Raw genomic sequence first — 15,228 nt, 5'->3', positions numbered from 1 at the left:
CAGCGCGGCGGCGTGTGGTCTTTGAAGCCGATGCCAGGCGGCGGGGCGCTTGGCAGACTTGGGCCGTGGGCATCGGGTTCGTGCGGCAGCAGTTGCGGGCGATCGGCGCCGAGCTGTGGCGCGTGAGCGGCCCGATGCCGAAGCTGAGCAGGTGGGCGTGGGCCGCCGACGCCGTCCTCGCGCTCGTGCTCACGCTGGTCACGGTCAGCAGCACGTCGCAGCCCGGCGACGCGCCCGCGCCGGACTTCGTCTTCGACGGCGACCGGCACATGCGGGTGCCCGACCTTCGCCTGCCGCCGGTCCCTGAGCCACCGGACCCCGACCCGGGCCCGCACTTCGTCCCCGACGACCCGTCCACCGGGCAGTATGTCCTGGCCGCGCTCCTGGCGCTGCCGCTGGTGACCCGCCGCAGGTTCCCGGTCGCTTCGCTGTGGGTCATCGTCGTGGCCGCGCTGCTGCTGCGCGCGGAGCCCGGGTTCGACCCGACGCCGGCGCTGGTGTGCTTCGTCATCGCCGCCTACAGTGCCGCGCTCTACAGCCGCCACCGGGCCCTCGCGATCGGCAGCGTCATCGTGGCCACCGTGGCCCTGCTCGCCAGCGGCCGGGGCGACGCGGAGACGGAGGCGGGGCCGGGGCTGGCGGTGTTCCTGCTGCTGTGCGCGGTCAGCCTCACCGCCAACGCGATCCACGTCTGGAAGCAGCGGGCCCTGGCCCTGCAGCGGGAGCAGGCGACCGCGACGAGCCTCGCCGTCCAGCATGAGCGCGCCCGGCTCGCCGGCGAGCTGCACGACGTGGTCAGCCACAGCGTCAGCATGATGGTCGTCCAGGCCGGCGCCGCCCGCACCGTCCTGGACACCGAGCCCGACCTGGCCCGCGAGGCCCTGCTGGCGGTCGAGTCGAGCGGCCGCGCCGCGATGGTCGAGCTGCGCCACGTCATGGGCCTGCTCACGATGGACGACGACGGCCCCGACCTCGCCCCGACGCCGGGCCTCGACCAGCTCGACGTCCTCGCCGACCGCGTCCGCCGCACCGGCGTCCCCGTCGAGGTCGTCCAGACCGGCACGCGGGTGCCACTGCCCGCGGGGGTGGAGCTGGCGGCATACCGGGTGGTGCAGGAGGCCTTGACCAACGCGGTCAAGCACGCCGTGGGCGCCTCGGTGACCGTCACCGTCGACCACACCACCGACACCCTGCACGTCGACGTCACCGACACCGGCGGCGCCGCCGACACCTCCGCCGACCCTGGCAGCGGCCGCGGCCTGGCCGGCCTCCGCGACCGCCTGACCGTCCACGACGGCGCCCTGTCCGCCGGCCCGACCCCCACCGGCGGCTTCCGCGTCCACGCCACCATCCCGATCCCCGCCCCATGACCCGCCCAACTCAACACCCGGCGCCCACATCCCCGGCCCCGCCACCCTTCCCCGCCGGCACGGTGCTACTGACCAGCCATGCAGTCACGGGCGACGCCTTCCTCCCCGGCCACCCACCGGGAGACCGCGATGGTGCGCTACCTGAAGCGGCTCTCCGACATGGACTGACCGCCGCCCACACGTCCCCCGCACCTGCAGACCGCCCGACGCCGCCCCATCCTCAACCGCCCGGAAACTGCGCCATCCCCTGCCGACTCGCAGTCCCCCCGACTACCCGGGCTGCACGCCATCCCCAATCACCCCGGACGCTGCGTCAACCCCTGCCAATACACCGTCCCCCAACCACCCGGGCTGCACGCCGTCTCCGACACCACACCGCCCCTGGCAGCGCGGACACCGCACCGTCCTCCACAACGCAGACAGCCGACAGTCCCCAACCCAGTCCCTGCGCCATCCCCTGCCAACGCACCGTCCCCATTTCCCGGACGCTGCGCCGCCCCTGCAAACGCGCCGTTCCCGAGCAGCGCAATCCGCGCGACGTCCCGCAACAACCCAGGCAGAGCGCCGTCTCCAGCAACACGGACATCGCACCATCCCCTGCGCCGTTCCCCGGCAACGCAGACAGTGCACCGTCCCCAACAGCACACCATCCCGCACCGGTGCGCCGTTCGTGCCGACACCGCGTCGATCCCCAGTGCAGAGAGCACCCGTCCCCTCAGCGCCGTCCTCAGCAGCGCGGCACCTGCCCCGTCTCTGCGAACGTGCCATCCCGCAACGCAACCACCGCGCCGTTGCCCAGCAGCACCGACAGGACGGCGACCAGCAACAGCATGCCGTCCGCCGCCACCACCCCAGCAGTGCGGTACAAACCCCGTTCGCCTACATGGCGGGCGCGGCGGCGGGGTCGGTGCGACCTTGTCCGTGGTGGTTGTGGTGAGTTGGCGATGTCGCAGTCCCCGAGGTGCACCGGCGACCTGCGCGGCTGCTGCCGGGCCTCGCCCATCGTTGAACGCTGCCACCCAGCATGATCGAAGGATGGATCCGGTCACGCCCGCGGCCAGGGCCGTCCTTCGATCTTGGCTGCGGCGCGAAGTGCAGTGTCCGGGCGGCGTCGCCTGGAGGAGAGGCGTCCGGGGGTGGTGGTCGGGTGCGGTGCATCCTGGTCGGAGTGTGGTGGAGGGAGGTTTCGTGAGCGAGCCGTTGCGGGTGGTCGTCGCCGACGATCAGGCGTTGGTGCGGACCGGGTTCCGGATGATTCTCACGGCGAGTGGGATCGAGGTGGTCGCGGACGCGGCCGACGGGGCCGAGGCGGTCGACGCGGTCCGGCGCACCCGGCCCGACGTGGTGCTCATGGACGTGCGGATGCCGCGCATGGACGGTCTCGAGGCGACCCGCAGGATTCTCGGCGGGCCTGTCACGGGGGCCGCGCCGCGGGTCATCATCCTGACGACGTTCGACCTCGACCAGTACGTCTACGCGGCGCTGTCGGCGGGGGCCAGCGGGTTCCTGCTCAAGGATGTCAGCCCCGAGCACCTCGTCGGCGCGGTGCGGCTGGTCCGGGCCGGTGACGCGCTGCTGGCGCCGTCGATCACGCGGCGGCTCATCGAGCGGTACGCGACCCGGGACGCCCGCACCGCCACGCTCCATCGTGACCTGTCGGGGCTGACGCCGCGCGAGGTGGAGGTGCTGCGGCTGCTCGCCAGGGGGCTCAGCAACGCGGAGCTGGCGGCGCAACTGCAGCTCAGCGACGCCACGGTCAAGACGCACATCGCGAGGATCCTGTCGAAGCTGCAGCTGCGCGACCGCGCCCAGGCGATCGTCGCCGCGTACGAGACCGGGCTGGTCACCCCCGGCTCGGGCGCCCCGTGAGCACGGCCGGCGGAGCGGCTCAGCGGGTCGTCGGGACCTCGGCGCGGAAGGAGGTGGCGTCCAGGTCGTAACGCTCCAGGAAGTCGGCCACGGCTTCGACCACGACGCGTTCGACGATCTTCACGTACTTCGTCGCCTCCAGGGCGGGCAGGGCGGCGGTGGGGTCGCCGACGAGGTCGCGGATGCCGAGGCGGGCGCTGTGGTCGTGCCAGCCGCCGGGGTCGGGCCGGCGCGCCAGGGTTCGCAGCCGGTGGGCCGCCGTGCGGGTCAGCCGCCACGGCGCGGCCGTCAGCTGTGTCAGCAGCTCCAGGTGTACGACCGGCGCCGGCACGAAGCACGCGGTGCGTACCGGTGGCAGGACGTGGGCGGAGAGCTCGACGTACACCACCGAGGCCTCGATCGACGTGTGCACGAACACGGACACGTGCCCGTCGCCGTCGTCCGGCGGCACGACCGGCCGGCCCTCGGCGGTGGTGACGGCCCTGGCGCGCGGCACGATCACGACCCGGTCGTAGTGGCGCAGGCCCTCCTGCGGGGCCCGGACGACCGCGTCGACGGCCTCCCGGGACGCGAGCGGCAGCGGGACGCCGTCTTCGAGCAGCGGGTCGCCGCCGCCGCGGACCCCGTCCGCGGCCAGGTACGACGTCACCGTCAGCCCAGGCACCCCGTGATGCCCGGTGCCGTCGCCGAGGCCCTGCAGCGCCTGACCGACGTGCCGGCGCAGCAGGACGGGGTCGAGGGTCGCGGGGCTGCGGGGGCGGTAGCCGCCGGAGTCGATCGCGCGCAGCGCCACCGCGACCGACCACGCCCGCACCGGCGGCCCGGCACCGACGAACGGGTCGCCCCGGCTGAACGCGACGTTGCCCCGCTGCGCGGCCGCGACGACCGCGACCCGGCGGGCGGTCGAGGCCCGCACCGGGGCCGGGTGGGTCCCGGCGGTGAGGGTCGTGGCGGTCCACCACAGGTGTGCGAGGTGCCCGGCGACGGCGCACCCGGCCAGGACCGCGAGCGCCGCCCACACCCGTCCCCCGGGCGCCGCGCCGACGGCGGCGACGACCCGGTCGAGCTCACCGCCCGGCGCCGCGGCGGTCGAGCCGGCCACCGTCAGCACCGCGCCGACGGCCGTGACGAGACCGAAGACCAGCGCGGCGGCCAGCAGCGCCCGCCCGGCGGGCGGCGCCCCTCGCACCGCCTTCGACCGGCACAGCCCCGCGACGGCGCCGAGGAGCAGGACCGCGGCGGTGGTGCGCGGCGCGAGGATCAGCGCGACGACCACCGCCACGGTGAGGAACGCGTCCCTGACCGTGCCCAGCAGCCTGGCCCGCAGCGCGTGGCACAGCACCGGCTCCAGGTCCAGGCCGACCGACGGCGCCACGGCCCGCCGCGGGTCGTCCGTGAGCTCGGCGACGACCCGCTCTGCGAGGCCTGAGTCGAGGTGTACCGCCGCGCACAGTCGCCGGGTCGTCGTCGACGGCGAGCGCCGCGCCGGACTCGCGTCGGGCATGGCGAACAGCGGCGGTGGCCAGGCGGCCTCGCGCTTCGCCTGCCGCGGCGGCCACGCGGTCGCGACGTCCGCGTCGGGCGGCTCCGCGGGCGATCCACCCCGTGCCGGCCACCGCGACCCCGTAGAAGCCGCGTCACCGGGCGTGACGTCCGGCACCGCCCCCTGCCCGGGCCACCGCGAGCCCGCGGACGCGACGTCCGGCGACGCACCCTGCCCCGGCCACCGCGATCCGGCCGGCGCGACGTCGGAGGACGCACCCCGGCCCCGCCGCAGCAACCGCCCACGACGCGCCGGCTCACCGCCCGGTGTGCCCGGTTGATCCGCCACCGACCCGCCGGGCAACGCGCCTCGGCCCCGCCACAGCAACCGCCCACGACGCGCCGGCTCACCATCCGGGATACCCGGCTGATCCGCCACCGACCCGTCTGTGCCCCGCCCCGCCGAGTCGCCGGGCTGACCGGGCGAGTCGGCCCGGCCACGCCACAGCGACCGCCGGCGCCGGGCCGACGCGCGGTCCGAGGCGGCTGATGCGCCCGATTCGTCTGTAGGCACGGCGGTCCGGGCCGGCCGGTCGTTGTCCGAGGAGCCCGGCTGATCTGATGGGACGACATCGGGGTGCGTCGGGTCGGCGGTCCGGGCGCGCCACAGTGGCGTGCCGCGGCGGACCGGGGCGGCGGGCTGGTCCGGTGGGGCGGTCCGATGGCGCGGCGTGGGCCATCGCCGCTGGCCGGCGGCCTGGACCGTGCCGCCGAAGGCGGGCGTGTCCCGGCTCAGCGCGGCAAGCACCAGCCCACGGGCCGGCGCCGATCGGTCGTGACGCCCCAGCGCGGTGAGCAGCCGCGCGAGGAAGGCCTCAACTCGCATGGTGGTCGTCGCCGGTCTTCTTGCGGGCCGCGGGCAGCTTGACGCGCAGGCGTGACACCCGTCCGGCGCCGTTCAGCATCGGCGTGGCGGTCTCGGGAGGGGCGGCGGCGGTCGTACCGGCGACGGCGGCGAAACTCAGGAACGGCGCGGCAACCCGGGCGATCTGTGTCAGCAGCAACGGTGCCGCGATCCCTGACGCCAGCGCCCCGGCCGGGCCGGACGCCTGTCCTGACGCCCCGAGCCACGCGGCCAGCCCCGCGCCGGCGAGGCACCGGACGGCGGCGGACACCGCGTACGCCGTCGGCCCCGGCTCGCCCGACCCGCGCCACGGCGGCCGCGCGGTCCGGCGGCGGGCCGCCAGCAGGTCGAGCGCTTCGAGCATGAGCGCGGCGAACAGACCCAACATGGCCGCTCCGGCTGCGCTCATCGGACCACCATAGGAACGGGCCGCCCCGGGCTTCCACGGTATCGACCGTCGATCACCCGGTCGGGTTGACGCTCCCCTTGCGTGTCTGGCACTGTCTAGGTTGTCTAGAGGACCTGGAGGACTGGTGAGCAAGGCGCCACTATACGTGCGGATCGAGCGGGAGCTGCGGGCGCGGCTCGCCGGCGCGCGGCCCGGCGACACGGTGCCGGCCGAGTCGGTGCTCGCCACGGAGTTCGGGGTCGCCCGGATGACGGTGCGGGCCGCGCTCAACGCCCTGGAGTCCGACGGGCTCATCGAGCGGATCCAGGGGCGGGGCACGTTCGTGCGGCAGCGGCCCGAGCCGCGGGCCGCCGGGACCCTGATGAGCTTCCATGACCAGGTGCGCGGCTGGGGGCGCACCCCGCGCTCGCGCCTGCTGGAGGGCGAGGTCCGGGCGGCCTCCGCGGCCGAGGCGGCGGCGCTCGGACTGACGGCCGCCGCACCCCGGGTGGTGTCGATCGCCCGGGTAAGGCTCGCCGACGACGTCCCGCTCGCGGTCGAGTACGCCTGCTTCCCCGCACACCTGAGCGCCCTGCTCGACCTCGATCTGGAGGCCGGTTCGCTGCACCACGCGCTGCACGGGCTGGGCCTGCGCCCGACGCTCGGCTCGTCGACGCTGACGGCGCAGCGGGCCGGCACCGACGGCGAGCGGCTGCACGTGCCTGCGGACGAGCCGCTGCTGGTCGAGACCCGGCTGATCGTCGACCAGCACTCGGCGCCGCTGGAGCACACGGTCAGCCGGTATGTCGGCGCCCGCTACGACCTGCGCGTCACGTTCGACGTGCGGCCACCCGGAACAGGAGAGTCCCGATGAACGTCGCCAAGATGATCGACCACTCGCTGCTGCGGCCCGAGCTGACCACCGCTGACGTCCGGCATGGGTGTGAGGTCGCAGCACGCCGGGCGGTCGCCTCGGTGTGCGTCCGGCCGTCCGACGTCGGCCTCGCCAGGGCGGCGCTGGACGGGACGGGCGTGCTCGTCGGGACCGTGGCGGGGTTCCCGCACGGCGACACCCTCACCACGGTCAAGGCCGCGGAGACGCGGGCGCTGGTCGAGGCGGGCGCCGACGAGATCGACATGGTGCTGCACATCGGGCGCCTGCGCAGCGGCGACGACGCGTACGTGCACGACGACATCGCGGCCGTGGTCGCCGCGGCGCAGGGGCGGGTCGTCAAGGTGATCCTGGAGAACGTGTACCTCACCGACGAGCAGAAGGTCGCCGGCTGCCGCATCGCGGAGCGGGCCGGTGCGGGGTTCGTGAAGACCAGCACCGGGTTCGCGGGCGGCGGCGCCACCCTGGCGGACATCCAGCTGATGCGCGCCACCGTCTCCCCGCACGTCGAGGTCAAGGCGGCCGGCGGGGTCCGCAGCCTCGACACCCTGCTCACCCTGCACCGCGCCGGCGCCACCCGCTTCGGCGCGACCGTCACCGAGGCGATCCTCGACGACTTCGCCGCCCGCGAGCGCGGGGAGCCGCCGGCTGACGCGCCGTCCACCGGCAGCGGCTACTGAGCCGTAGGACCGCGGCACAGAGGGCGGACGTCGGCGGCCAGCACCGTAGGGCGGGCGGCCGGCGAGCGCTATCGGGGTGTCGTGACGGCGGTCAGGATCTTCGTGTACGCGGCGCGGCGGTCGGGGCGGGCGCGGGCGGCGGCCTTGGTGAGGGCCGGCGCGGCGGCGGGGCCGAAGCGGGTCAGGCCGGCCTCGGCGGTGCGGCGGACGGTCGGGTCGGGGTGCAGCAGCAGGCCGACGACCGCGCCGATCGCCGGTGCCCAGGCGGCGCCGCTGACCGCGCGGACCGCGGCGCGCACGATGTCCGGCTGCGGGTCGGCGAGCAGGACCTCGCTGTGCCGCAGGTACGTGGGCCGGTCCAGCAGCTGGCGCGACACGCGGTGGGCGTGCAGGCGGACCTTCGCCTCGGGGTGCCGCAGCAGGTCCCCGAGCAGCTCGGCCAGGCCGGTCCCGTCGCCGGTCTCGGCCAGACCGGCCAGGGCGACGCGGATCCGCGTGGCGTCGCCGTCGCGGGCGAGGTGCAGCAGCTCGTCGCGGGTCGGTGGGCGCACCGTCGCCGACGGCCGGTCCAGCAGCCCGGCCGGCAAGCGGGGCTCGGCCGGCTCCGGCAGCAACGGCGCGGGCGGATCGCCGAGCAGGGCGGCGGCCGTGGAGCGCGGCAGCCGGTGCAGCGCGGTGCCGGCGGCGGCCACGACGGACGGGTCCGGGTGGTCGCGCAGCCGGAGCAGGGCCGGGACGAACGGCGGCAGGTCCGCAGGCACGAGCCAGTGTGTGAGCCGCATCGCCTGGTGCAGCCGCGGGACAGGGGCGTCGGCGGCCAGGTCCTCGGGGGTCAGCGCGCGGGCCAGTGCCGGGGTGGGCGGCAGGTCGGCGTCGCGATGCAGGTACACCTGCAGCAGACGACGCTGGATGGCCGGTTCGGGCCACGAGCGCAGCGCCTCGGCCGCCCGCAAGCGCTGCGTGGTGCCGGGTTGCGGGTGGTCGAGCATGGTGAGGAGGCGGTCGCGCAGGGCGGCCGAGCGGGGCTGGTCGAGGTCGCCGTCGTGCGGGGTCCGCGGCGCCGGGCCTGTGCGGCCGGCCTCCTCACCGAGAGTCCACAGTGGAGCGCCAATGGGTTGCAGGGCCACCATCCGGTCGAGCAGCGCGGGCCGTTCGCCGGCGGCGGTGCCGGGCCACGCCTCGATCAGGATCGCGAGGCGCTCCCGCGACTCCACTGTGGACGGCGGAACGCCGGACGCCATGCCCGGCGTCGGCGCCTCGCCCTGACCTGGGACCCCGGACGCCTCGCACAGCGCCTCGCCCTGCTGCGGGACGCCGAACGCCTCGCGCAGGACACGTGTCTCGGCCTGCCACGGGTCGGCGCCGAGCACGGCGTCGGCGAGGGCGTGCTCCACGTCGCGGCGGGTGAGGACGGCGCCGCAGCGGCGCAGCGTGGCGAGGGTCGAGCGGAGGCCGGCGGGCGCGGGCGGCGCGGCCCGCAACCTGGACGCCACGTCCAGCGCCGCGGCGGGGGTGAGGTGTGGGGCCAGGTCCTCGAGGACGGCGAGGAGGGCGTCGCGGGCGGCGTGCGACAGTTCGCCCACCCCGGTGACCACAGTGGACCGCGCGCGGCCGAACGCGATCCGCTCCTCGGGCGTCCACGGCGCCGGGCAGCAGCGCACGACGAGCCGCAGCACGGACGGGCGCAGGTCCGGCTCGGCGGCCGCGAGCCTGAGCCAGTCGGGCAGCAGCCGCCGCAGGCCGGGCAGCAGCGTCTCCGGCAGCTCCCCCTCGGCGGCGGCGACCCGGCGGGCGGTCCCGGCGTGCCACCCGTCGCGGGTCAGGGCGACGAGGTCCGGATGCGGCTCACGTACGGCGGCCGCGGCCGACTGGGTGATGCCGTGCGCCGCCATCCGGCCGGCGAGCGAGGCGACGGCGCCGTCCCGCAGCCGCAGCCGGCCGCCGGCGATGAGGTGCAGCAGCGCCGGGCCGGCCGGCGAGCCCTGGTCGGTGAGCGCCGCGACCGACCGCGCGGTCAGGGCGCCGTCGAGGGATTCGAGCAGCGGGAGTTCGCCGGAGCGTTCGAAGGCGGCGATGACGGTCGCGTCGGCCGCGTCGGCGAGGATCGCCCGCAGCGCGGCGGTCAGCGCGGCCCGCAGGCCGGGGTTGTCGTGCCGGCCGAGCCAGCCGAGCAGGTGCGGCACCGTGGCGGGGGTTCCGGTGGTGCGCAACGCCTCCGCCGCGGCCTTCTTGATGTTCATGTTCGGGTGTTCGAGGCAGGCGGCGACGGCGTGACCGGCCCAGCGGGCGCCGGCCCGGCCGAGCGCGATGAGGGCCTGGCGGACCGTCTGCACGTCCCCGGCGGCGGTGAGCGGCGTCAGCGTCGCGGCGAGTGCCTCGATCCCGTCGCGGGCGAGGACCGCGACGGCGTGTTTGCGCACATGCGGGTCGCGGTGGCGCAGGAACCGGTGCGTGCGGGCGCGGGTTCGCTCGCACGGTGCCCGCTCCAGCAGCTCGAGCAGCACCGCCAGCTCGGTCGGCGGCGTCCCCGGCCGGTCGAGCAGGTCCAGCGCGACGCTCGCGGCGAACGCGTCACCGGCTACCCGCTCGCCGGCGTCCAACTGAGCGGCGTCAGGCCGCCCGGCGAAGCGTCCGGCCGCATCGTGCGGGCCGGAGAGACCTCCAGCGGCGCCGTGCGGGTAGGTGGCGTGGTCGGTGGCGTGGTCGGTGGCGTGGTCGGCGGCGTCGAGGAGGCAGACGGGGCGGATGCGGCCGTCGCGGTACAGGCGGCGGCCCAGCCCCTGTAGCGCGGCGAGCGCCTCCTGCGGCACGACCGGCATCCGTTTCGTGGCCGCCGGCCGGTCCCGGTCCGCGTCGACGGCGGCGAGGTCGGCGGGGAGCCGGTGCTGCTCGTCCGGCGGGTTCCCGCGGGTGTCGTACGCGAGAGCCAGCTCGGCGACGATCCGGCCCAGCAGCTCGGTCACGTCGTCCACGGCGGCGGCGTGGCCGGCCAGCCAAATCAGCGCCTGGAACGGCCGGTCGGGGGTGGCGCGGGCGCGCAGGACGGCGAGCTCGCGCTCGTCGGGGCGGCCGAGGTCGGCGGCGATCCGGTCGGGCAGGGCCGCCGGGTCGAGCCGCAGTAGCAGCGCGGGCCGGCGGGTCGGGTCGGGCTGGAGCAGCCAGCACAGCTCGAGCGCCTGGTGCCGCCACGGCCGCAGGAACGGCAGGTCCTGGGCGAGACCGTCGGCGAGCACGGCGACGGTACGGTCACCGCCGACCGCTTCGAGAGCGTGCAGCGCCGCGGCCGGCGCGCGGGGCAGGGCGGCGAGCACGGCGTCCTCGGCGGGAGCGTGGCGCAGCGCCCGGATCGCGGCCAGGAACGGCTCCGGCTCGGCGGCACGAGGCAGCAACGCGGCGACGTCCCCGCCGATGTCGAGGTCCGGCGCCCCCTGCCGCGCGAGGGCCACCAGCAGGTCGAGCCGCCGCGCCCAGTCCGCCCCACTCCCGTCATCAGCCCCGGCAGACGAACCGGGAACGGAACAGGAAGCGGGACCGGCGAGGAGTGCGGCGCGGGTGGCGTGCCGGGCCGTGTACAGCAGCGCCGCGACGTCGCCGGCGGGAATCGCGTGGTCGGCGAGCGCGAGGCCCACGACCCCCGCGGCGTCGGGGGCGGCGACGATCAGGCCGCGGTGGTGCATGGTGGTGAGGCAGGCGACCGCAGCCGGGCCCAGCAGCAACGGATCGGTGGCACCGAGACCGACGACGGCGGGAATGCGCTCGCGGTCGAGCAGCTCGCCGAGCGCTTCGAGCGCGCGCTGCCGGACCCGGGGCGGCACCCGGACGTCGGCGGCGGCGTCGAGCAGCGGCTCCCGGAGGCCGTGCCGCGCCGCGGCCGCCACCGCCGCCGATGCGACATCCGCCGTGCCGGCGACGCCCGCCGGCGAAACGCCGGGACCGGTGGGCGCGGGGGCGAGGAGCGCGCGCAGGCGGTGCGGGGCGACAGGGTCGACGGCGGCCCAGGGCTCGGCCAGCTCGGTGAGCGCGCCTGCCACGACCGCCGGTGTGCCGCTGTCGAGCAGCCGCCCCAGGATCCGGCGGGCGGCGGCGGGGGCGAGCACCGCGGCGCGCAGCCCCTCCCGGCACAGGCGGAGCGCGGCGCCGTGCAGGACCGGGTCGTCGCGGCCGGTGAGCTCGTCGAGCAGCCGCGGCGGGTCGGACGCGTCGGCGCAGGCCAGGCCGGCCACCGCCTGGAGCAGCGGCTCGCCGGGCGGCTCGGCGGGAAGGCGGCCCGGCAGGTGCAGCAGCTCGGCCCGCAGCCACGCCACCCGCACCACCGCCACCGGACCGTGCTCACGCCAGCGGGGCCAGGCGGACGACGGCAGCCGGCCGTGCCGCTGGAAGAGCGTCGCCGTGGCGAGCGCGACCTCCGGCGTCTCGTCCGTCCCGAGCAGCCGCAGGAGGTCCTCGTCGACGTCTCCGCCGATGAGCCGCGCGCCGAGCCACTGCACGGCGAGCAGGCGCAGGGACGGGTCGCCGTGGCGGGCGAGCCGGGCCAGCAGCGCGGGCGGGCAGGCGGTGCCGTCGACGTGTGCGGCGAGCCAGTCCACGTCGCCCCGGTCCACAGCGGCCGTGACGTGCGGATCCGTCGGCTCGGTCACACGCCCGATCCTATGCGGACCCGCAACCGGAATCAGGCGGCGGTGAGGGCGCCGATCTCGTCGAGGATCGGCGTCCACAGCGGGCGCGGCAGGTCGTGGCCCATGCCGGGGTGGACGACGAGGCGGGCGCCGGGCACGGCGGCGGCGGTGGCGTGCCCGCCGGCCACGCGGATGAGCGGGTCGGCGTCGCCGTGCACGACCAGCGTCGGGACGCGGACCGTGGCCAGGCCCGGGCGGCGGTCGCCGGACGCGCGGATGGCGGCGAGCTGGCGGCGGGCGCCGGCCGGGTCGTGGCCGCGGTCGTACGCGCGGCGGCCGACGTCGCGCAGCCACGCCTCGTCGCGCGGGTAGGCGGGCGAGCCGATGGCGGTGAAGACCTGGAGCATGCGCTCGCCGGCCTCGTCGCGGGTGGTGGCCGGCGGGATGCCGAGGGCGCGCAGCGCCCCGAGCCGCGCGCGGCCGATCTGGGGCGCCGGCGTGGACATGATGGAGGTCAGCGTCCGCACGCGGTCCGGGTGCCCGATCGCGAGGGTCTGCGCGATCATGCCGCCGAGGGAGGCGCCGGCGATGTGGGCGGAGGGCCAGCCGACGGCGTCGAGGACGGCGACGGCGTCGAGCGCCATGTCGGCCAGGCGGTACGGCGCCACGGCCCGCGGGCGGGTCAGCAGGTCGAACAGGCCCGGGCTGCCGGCCTGCGACCAGTGCGTCGACTCGCCCGCGTCGCGGTTGTCGAAGCGGACGACGCTGTAGCCGCGGCCGGTGAGCTCGGCACACAGCTCGTCGGGCCACGACAGCAGCTGCATGCCGAGCCCCATGATGAGCAGCAGGGGCTCGCCGCCGGGCGGGCCGAGCCGCTCGTAGGCGATGGTGACGTCGTCGCGGCGGGCCAGGGCGATGACCATCGGCTCAGCATCGGTGATGAGACGCGATCTCGGGAAGGCCCGCCGCGACGCCGGTTTTCAGCAGCCGACGCAGGTCGCGGCGTCGAACTCGTGGTCCCGCAGCCCCGGGGGCATCTCGGCGACGCCGGGGCCGCCGGCGGTGAGCCACGCGCCCACCGCGTCGACGGTGTCGTGGCCGAGGATGTCGCCCAGGTAGACGGGTCTGGCCCCGCCGCGGCGGGCGGCCCGGGAGGGCTGGACCACCACGACGTTGGAGCGTTCGCAGACCGAGAGGCACTCACTGACGCGGACGCGGTGCCGGCCGGCGCCGGAGCGCAGCGCGGCGAGCTGCGCGTCGTGGTCGACGTCGGGGTGCTTGTCGGTGCTGCCGCAGCAGCAGTCGCGGCACACCGTCAGCGTGCAGGCGTCGTCCCCCCACGGCGGGGCCATGACGTCAGCGGCTCGCGGCGAGGGCCGGCGCGGCAGTGTTCAGACCGGCGTCCCGGCCGGAGCGCTGGTCTGGGTCGCCGGGGACGGGCGCGGCCGGGTCGGTGCCGAGCTCGACGATGCGGTTCGCCCTGTCGACGTGGACGACGCGGGACCGGTGCGAGGCGACCTCGGCGGCGTCGACCAGCTCGAACGACATGATGATCACCAGGTCGCCGGGCGAGACGAGGCGGGCGGCGGCGCCGTTGATGCCGATGACCCCGCTGTCGCGGGCGCCCTCGATCACGTACGTGGTGAGGCGGGCGCCGGTGTCGATGTCGACGACCTGCACCTGCTCCCCTTCGACCAGGCCGGCGGCCTCCAGCAACGCGCTGTCGATGGTGATCGATCCTACGTAGTGCAGGTCGGCCTGGGTCACCGTGGCGCGGTGGATCTTTCCGCCGAGCAGGGTGCGCTGCATTGAGTCGTCCTCTCCGAGGGGCAGACATGGAGGTCCCGAAAGGACGGACATGGAAGCCCATCCTAAGTTAGGCAATGCTAACCTACATTCCTGCCTCGGCGCGCCACCCTCCGGCGCGGCGGCCGCGACCCCGAACTCTCCAAGGAGCATTGATGACCCGCACCCCCCGACCCAGGACGTGGTCGCGCCGCACGGCGCTCGCCGCGGCCGCCCTGCTCGCCGTGACCGGCCTCGCCGCCTGCGGCGACGACGCGAAGGACTCCGCCGCCGCGACGCCCAGCGGCTCCGCCGCGCCGGCCGCGTTCCCCGTCACGATCGAGCACAAGTTCGGCTCCACGAAGATCGAGTCCGAGCCGAAGCGGGTCCTCACGGTCGGCTGGAACGACCAGGACTTCGTGCTCGCCCTGGGCGTCACGCCGGTCAGCACCCGCGAGTGGTTCACCGAGTACCCGAACTACCCGTGGGTCAAGTCGACACTGGGCGACAAGACGCTGCCGACGTTCTCCGCCGAGATCAACTTCGAGGCCATCCTCAAGGAGAAGCCCGACCTGATCATCGCCATCTACGAGACGGTCAACCAGGAGACGTACGACCGGCTCACGCAGATCGCGCCGACGGTCGTGCAGTCGAAGGACTACGCCGACGAGCAGACCCCGTGGGACGTACAGACGCTGACCACCGGCAAGGCGCTCGGCAAGTCGGCCGAGGCGAAGGCCCTCGTCGACAAGGTGAACGCGAAGCTCGCCGAGGTCAAGAAGGCGCACCCCGAGTTCGCCGGCAAGGTGCTCGTCGAGGACTTCGGCCCGGAGAACGGCCAGCACTGGCTCATCGCCGCCAAGGACCCGCGCCGCGCCCTGTTCGACGCGCTCGGCTTCGCCGCGCAGGCCGAGAAGGACGAGATCAGCGAGGAGCGGCTCGACCTGCTCGACAAGGACATCCTCTTCGTCAACGGCGCCACCAAGGCCACGATGACCGCCTCGCCGGTGTTCGCCAAGCTGAAGGTCGTCACCACCGACCGCGCCCTGTACACGACGTTCGAGACCCCGCTGTCCGGCGCGCTGGCCTACAGCGGCCCCAACGCGCTGCTCTTCGCCCTCGACATCCTGGTGCCGGCGCTCGCCGCCGCCGCCGACAACGACCCGGCCACGAAGGTCCCGGACCTCGCCGCCGCGTAACCCGCGACCATGCAAGAGGGGCGGCGCCGTCGTGGCGCCGCCC

The 15,228-nt window shown here is 75.8% G+C and carries 11 protein-coding genes; 5 read left to right on the top strand and 6 right to left on the bottom strand.

Features of this window, described 5'->3' with window-relative positions; translation table 11 throughout:
* Positions 1 to 65: 65 nt before the first annotated feature.
* Entirely contained in the window at positions 66 to 1,370 is a 1,305-nt protein-coding gene (locus ABD332_RS02160; RefSeq protein ID WP_344498902.1) for a sensor histidine kinase, read from the top strand.
* Positions 1,371 to 2,558: 1,188 nt separating this feature from the next.
* Positions 2,559 to 3,239, top strand: coding sequence for a response regulator (locus tag ABD332_RS02155; RefSeq protein WP_344498900.1), 681 nt, complete (start codon positions 2,559 to 2,561; stop codon positions 3,237 to 3,239).
* 19 nt (positions 3,240 to 3,258) lie between these two features.
* On the opposite strand, the gene ABD332_RS02150 is transcribed toward ABD332_RS02155, so the two are convergent.
* Positions 3,259 to 4,899, bottom strand: a complete 1,641-nt coding sequence (locus ABD332_RS02150; RefSeq protein WP_344498898.1) for a hypothetical protein — start codon at positions 4,897 to 4,899, stop codon at positions 3,259 to 3,261.
* Positions 4,900 to 5,596: 697 nt separating this feature from the next.
* The gene (locus ABD332_RS02145; RefSeq protein ID WP_344498896.1) at positions 5,597 to 6,034 is read right to left on the bottom strand and encodes a hypothetical protein; all 438 of its coding nucleotides are present in this window, start codon (positions 6,032 to 6,034) and stop codon (positions 5,597 to 5,599) included.
* Between the two features lie 124 nt (positions 6,035 to 6,158).
* Here ABD332_RS02145 and ABD332_RS02140 point away from each other — a divergent pair, with 124 nt between their 5' ends.
* Both ABD332_RS02140 and deoC read left to right on the top strand, forming a co-directional pair.
* Complete coding sequence (locus ABD332_RS02140; RefSeq protein ID WP_344498894.1) at positions 6,159 to 6,887, top strand: GntR family transcriptional regulator; 729 nt, start codon at positions 6,159 to 6,161, stop codon at positions 6,885 to 6,887.
* Complete coding sequence (gene deoC, locus ABD332_RS02135) at positions 6,884 to 7,585, top strand: deoxyribose-phosphate aldolase (protein ID WP_344498892.1); 702 nt, start codon at positions 6,884 to 6,886, stop codon at positions 7,583 to 7,585. The genes ABD332_RS02140 and deoC overlap by 4 nt, the downstream gene beginning before the upstream one ends.
* Positions 7,586 to 7,653: 68 nt before the next feature.
* Here deoC and ABD332_RS02130 read toward each other — a convergent pair whose 3' ends face one another.
* The 4 genes from ABD332_RS02130 to panD are packed head-to-tail and all read right to left on the bottom strand — an operon-like array spanning position 7,654 to position 14,010.
* Positions 7,654 to 12,222: a HEAT repeat domain-containing protein gene (locus ABD332_RS02130; RefSeq protein ID WP_344498890.1), complete on the bottom strand. Its 4,569-nt coding sequence runs from the start codon at positions 12,220 to 12,222 to the stop codon at positions 7,654 to 7,656.
* Positions 12,223 to 12,254: 32 nt separating this feature from the next.
* Positions 12,255 to 13,124 (bottom strand): alpha/beta fold hydrolase, encoded by an 870-nt coding sequence (locus ABD332_RS02125; RefSeq protein ID WP_344498888.1) that lies wholly within the window; start codon positions 13,122 to 13,124, stop codon positions 12,255 to 12,257.
* Positions 13,125 to 13,181: 57 nt separating this feature from the next.
* On the bottom strand, positions 13,182 to 13,520 hold the full coding sequence (locus tag ABD332_RS02120) for a hypothetical protein (RefSeq protein ID WP_344500676.1): 339 nt from the start codon (positions 13,518 to 13,520) through the stop codon (positions 13,182 to 13,184).
* Positions 13,521 to 13,557: 37 nt separating this feature from the next.
* Positions 13,558 to 14,010: an aspartate 1-decarboxylase gene (panD, locus tag ABD332_RS02115; protein WP_344498886.1), complete on the bottom strand. Its 453-nt coding sequence runs from the start codon at positions 14,008 to 14,010 to the stop codon at positions 13,558 to 13,560.
* 152 nt (positions 14,011 to 14,162) lie between these two features.
* Here panD and ABD332_RS02110 point away from each other — a divergent pair, with 152 nt between their 5' ends.
* Positions 14,163 to 15,185, top strand: a complete 1,023-nt coding sequence (locus ABD332_RS02110) for an ABC transporter substrate-binding protein (RefSeq protein ID WP_344498885.1) — start codon at positions 14,163 to 14,165, stop codon at positions 15,183 to 15,185.
* Positions 15,186 to 15,228 lie beyond the last annotated feature (43 nt).

Source organism: Dactylosporangium maewongense (assembly GCF_039531485.1).
In the GTDB taxonomy this organism is placed as follows: Bacteria; Actinomycetota; Actinomycetes; order Mycobacteriales; family Micromonosporaceae; genus Dactylosporangium; species Dactylosporangium maewongense.
The sequence above is the reverse complement of the archived record's forward strand: the minus strand, read 5'-3'. Positions and strand labels throughout refer to the sequence as shown.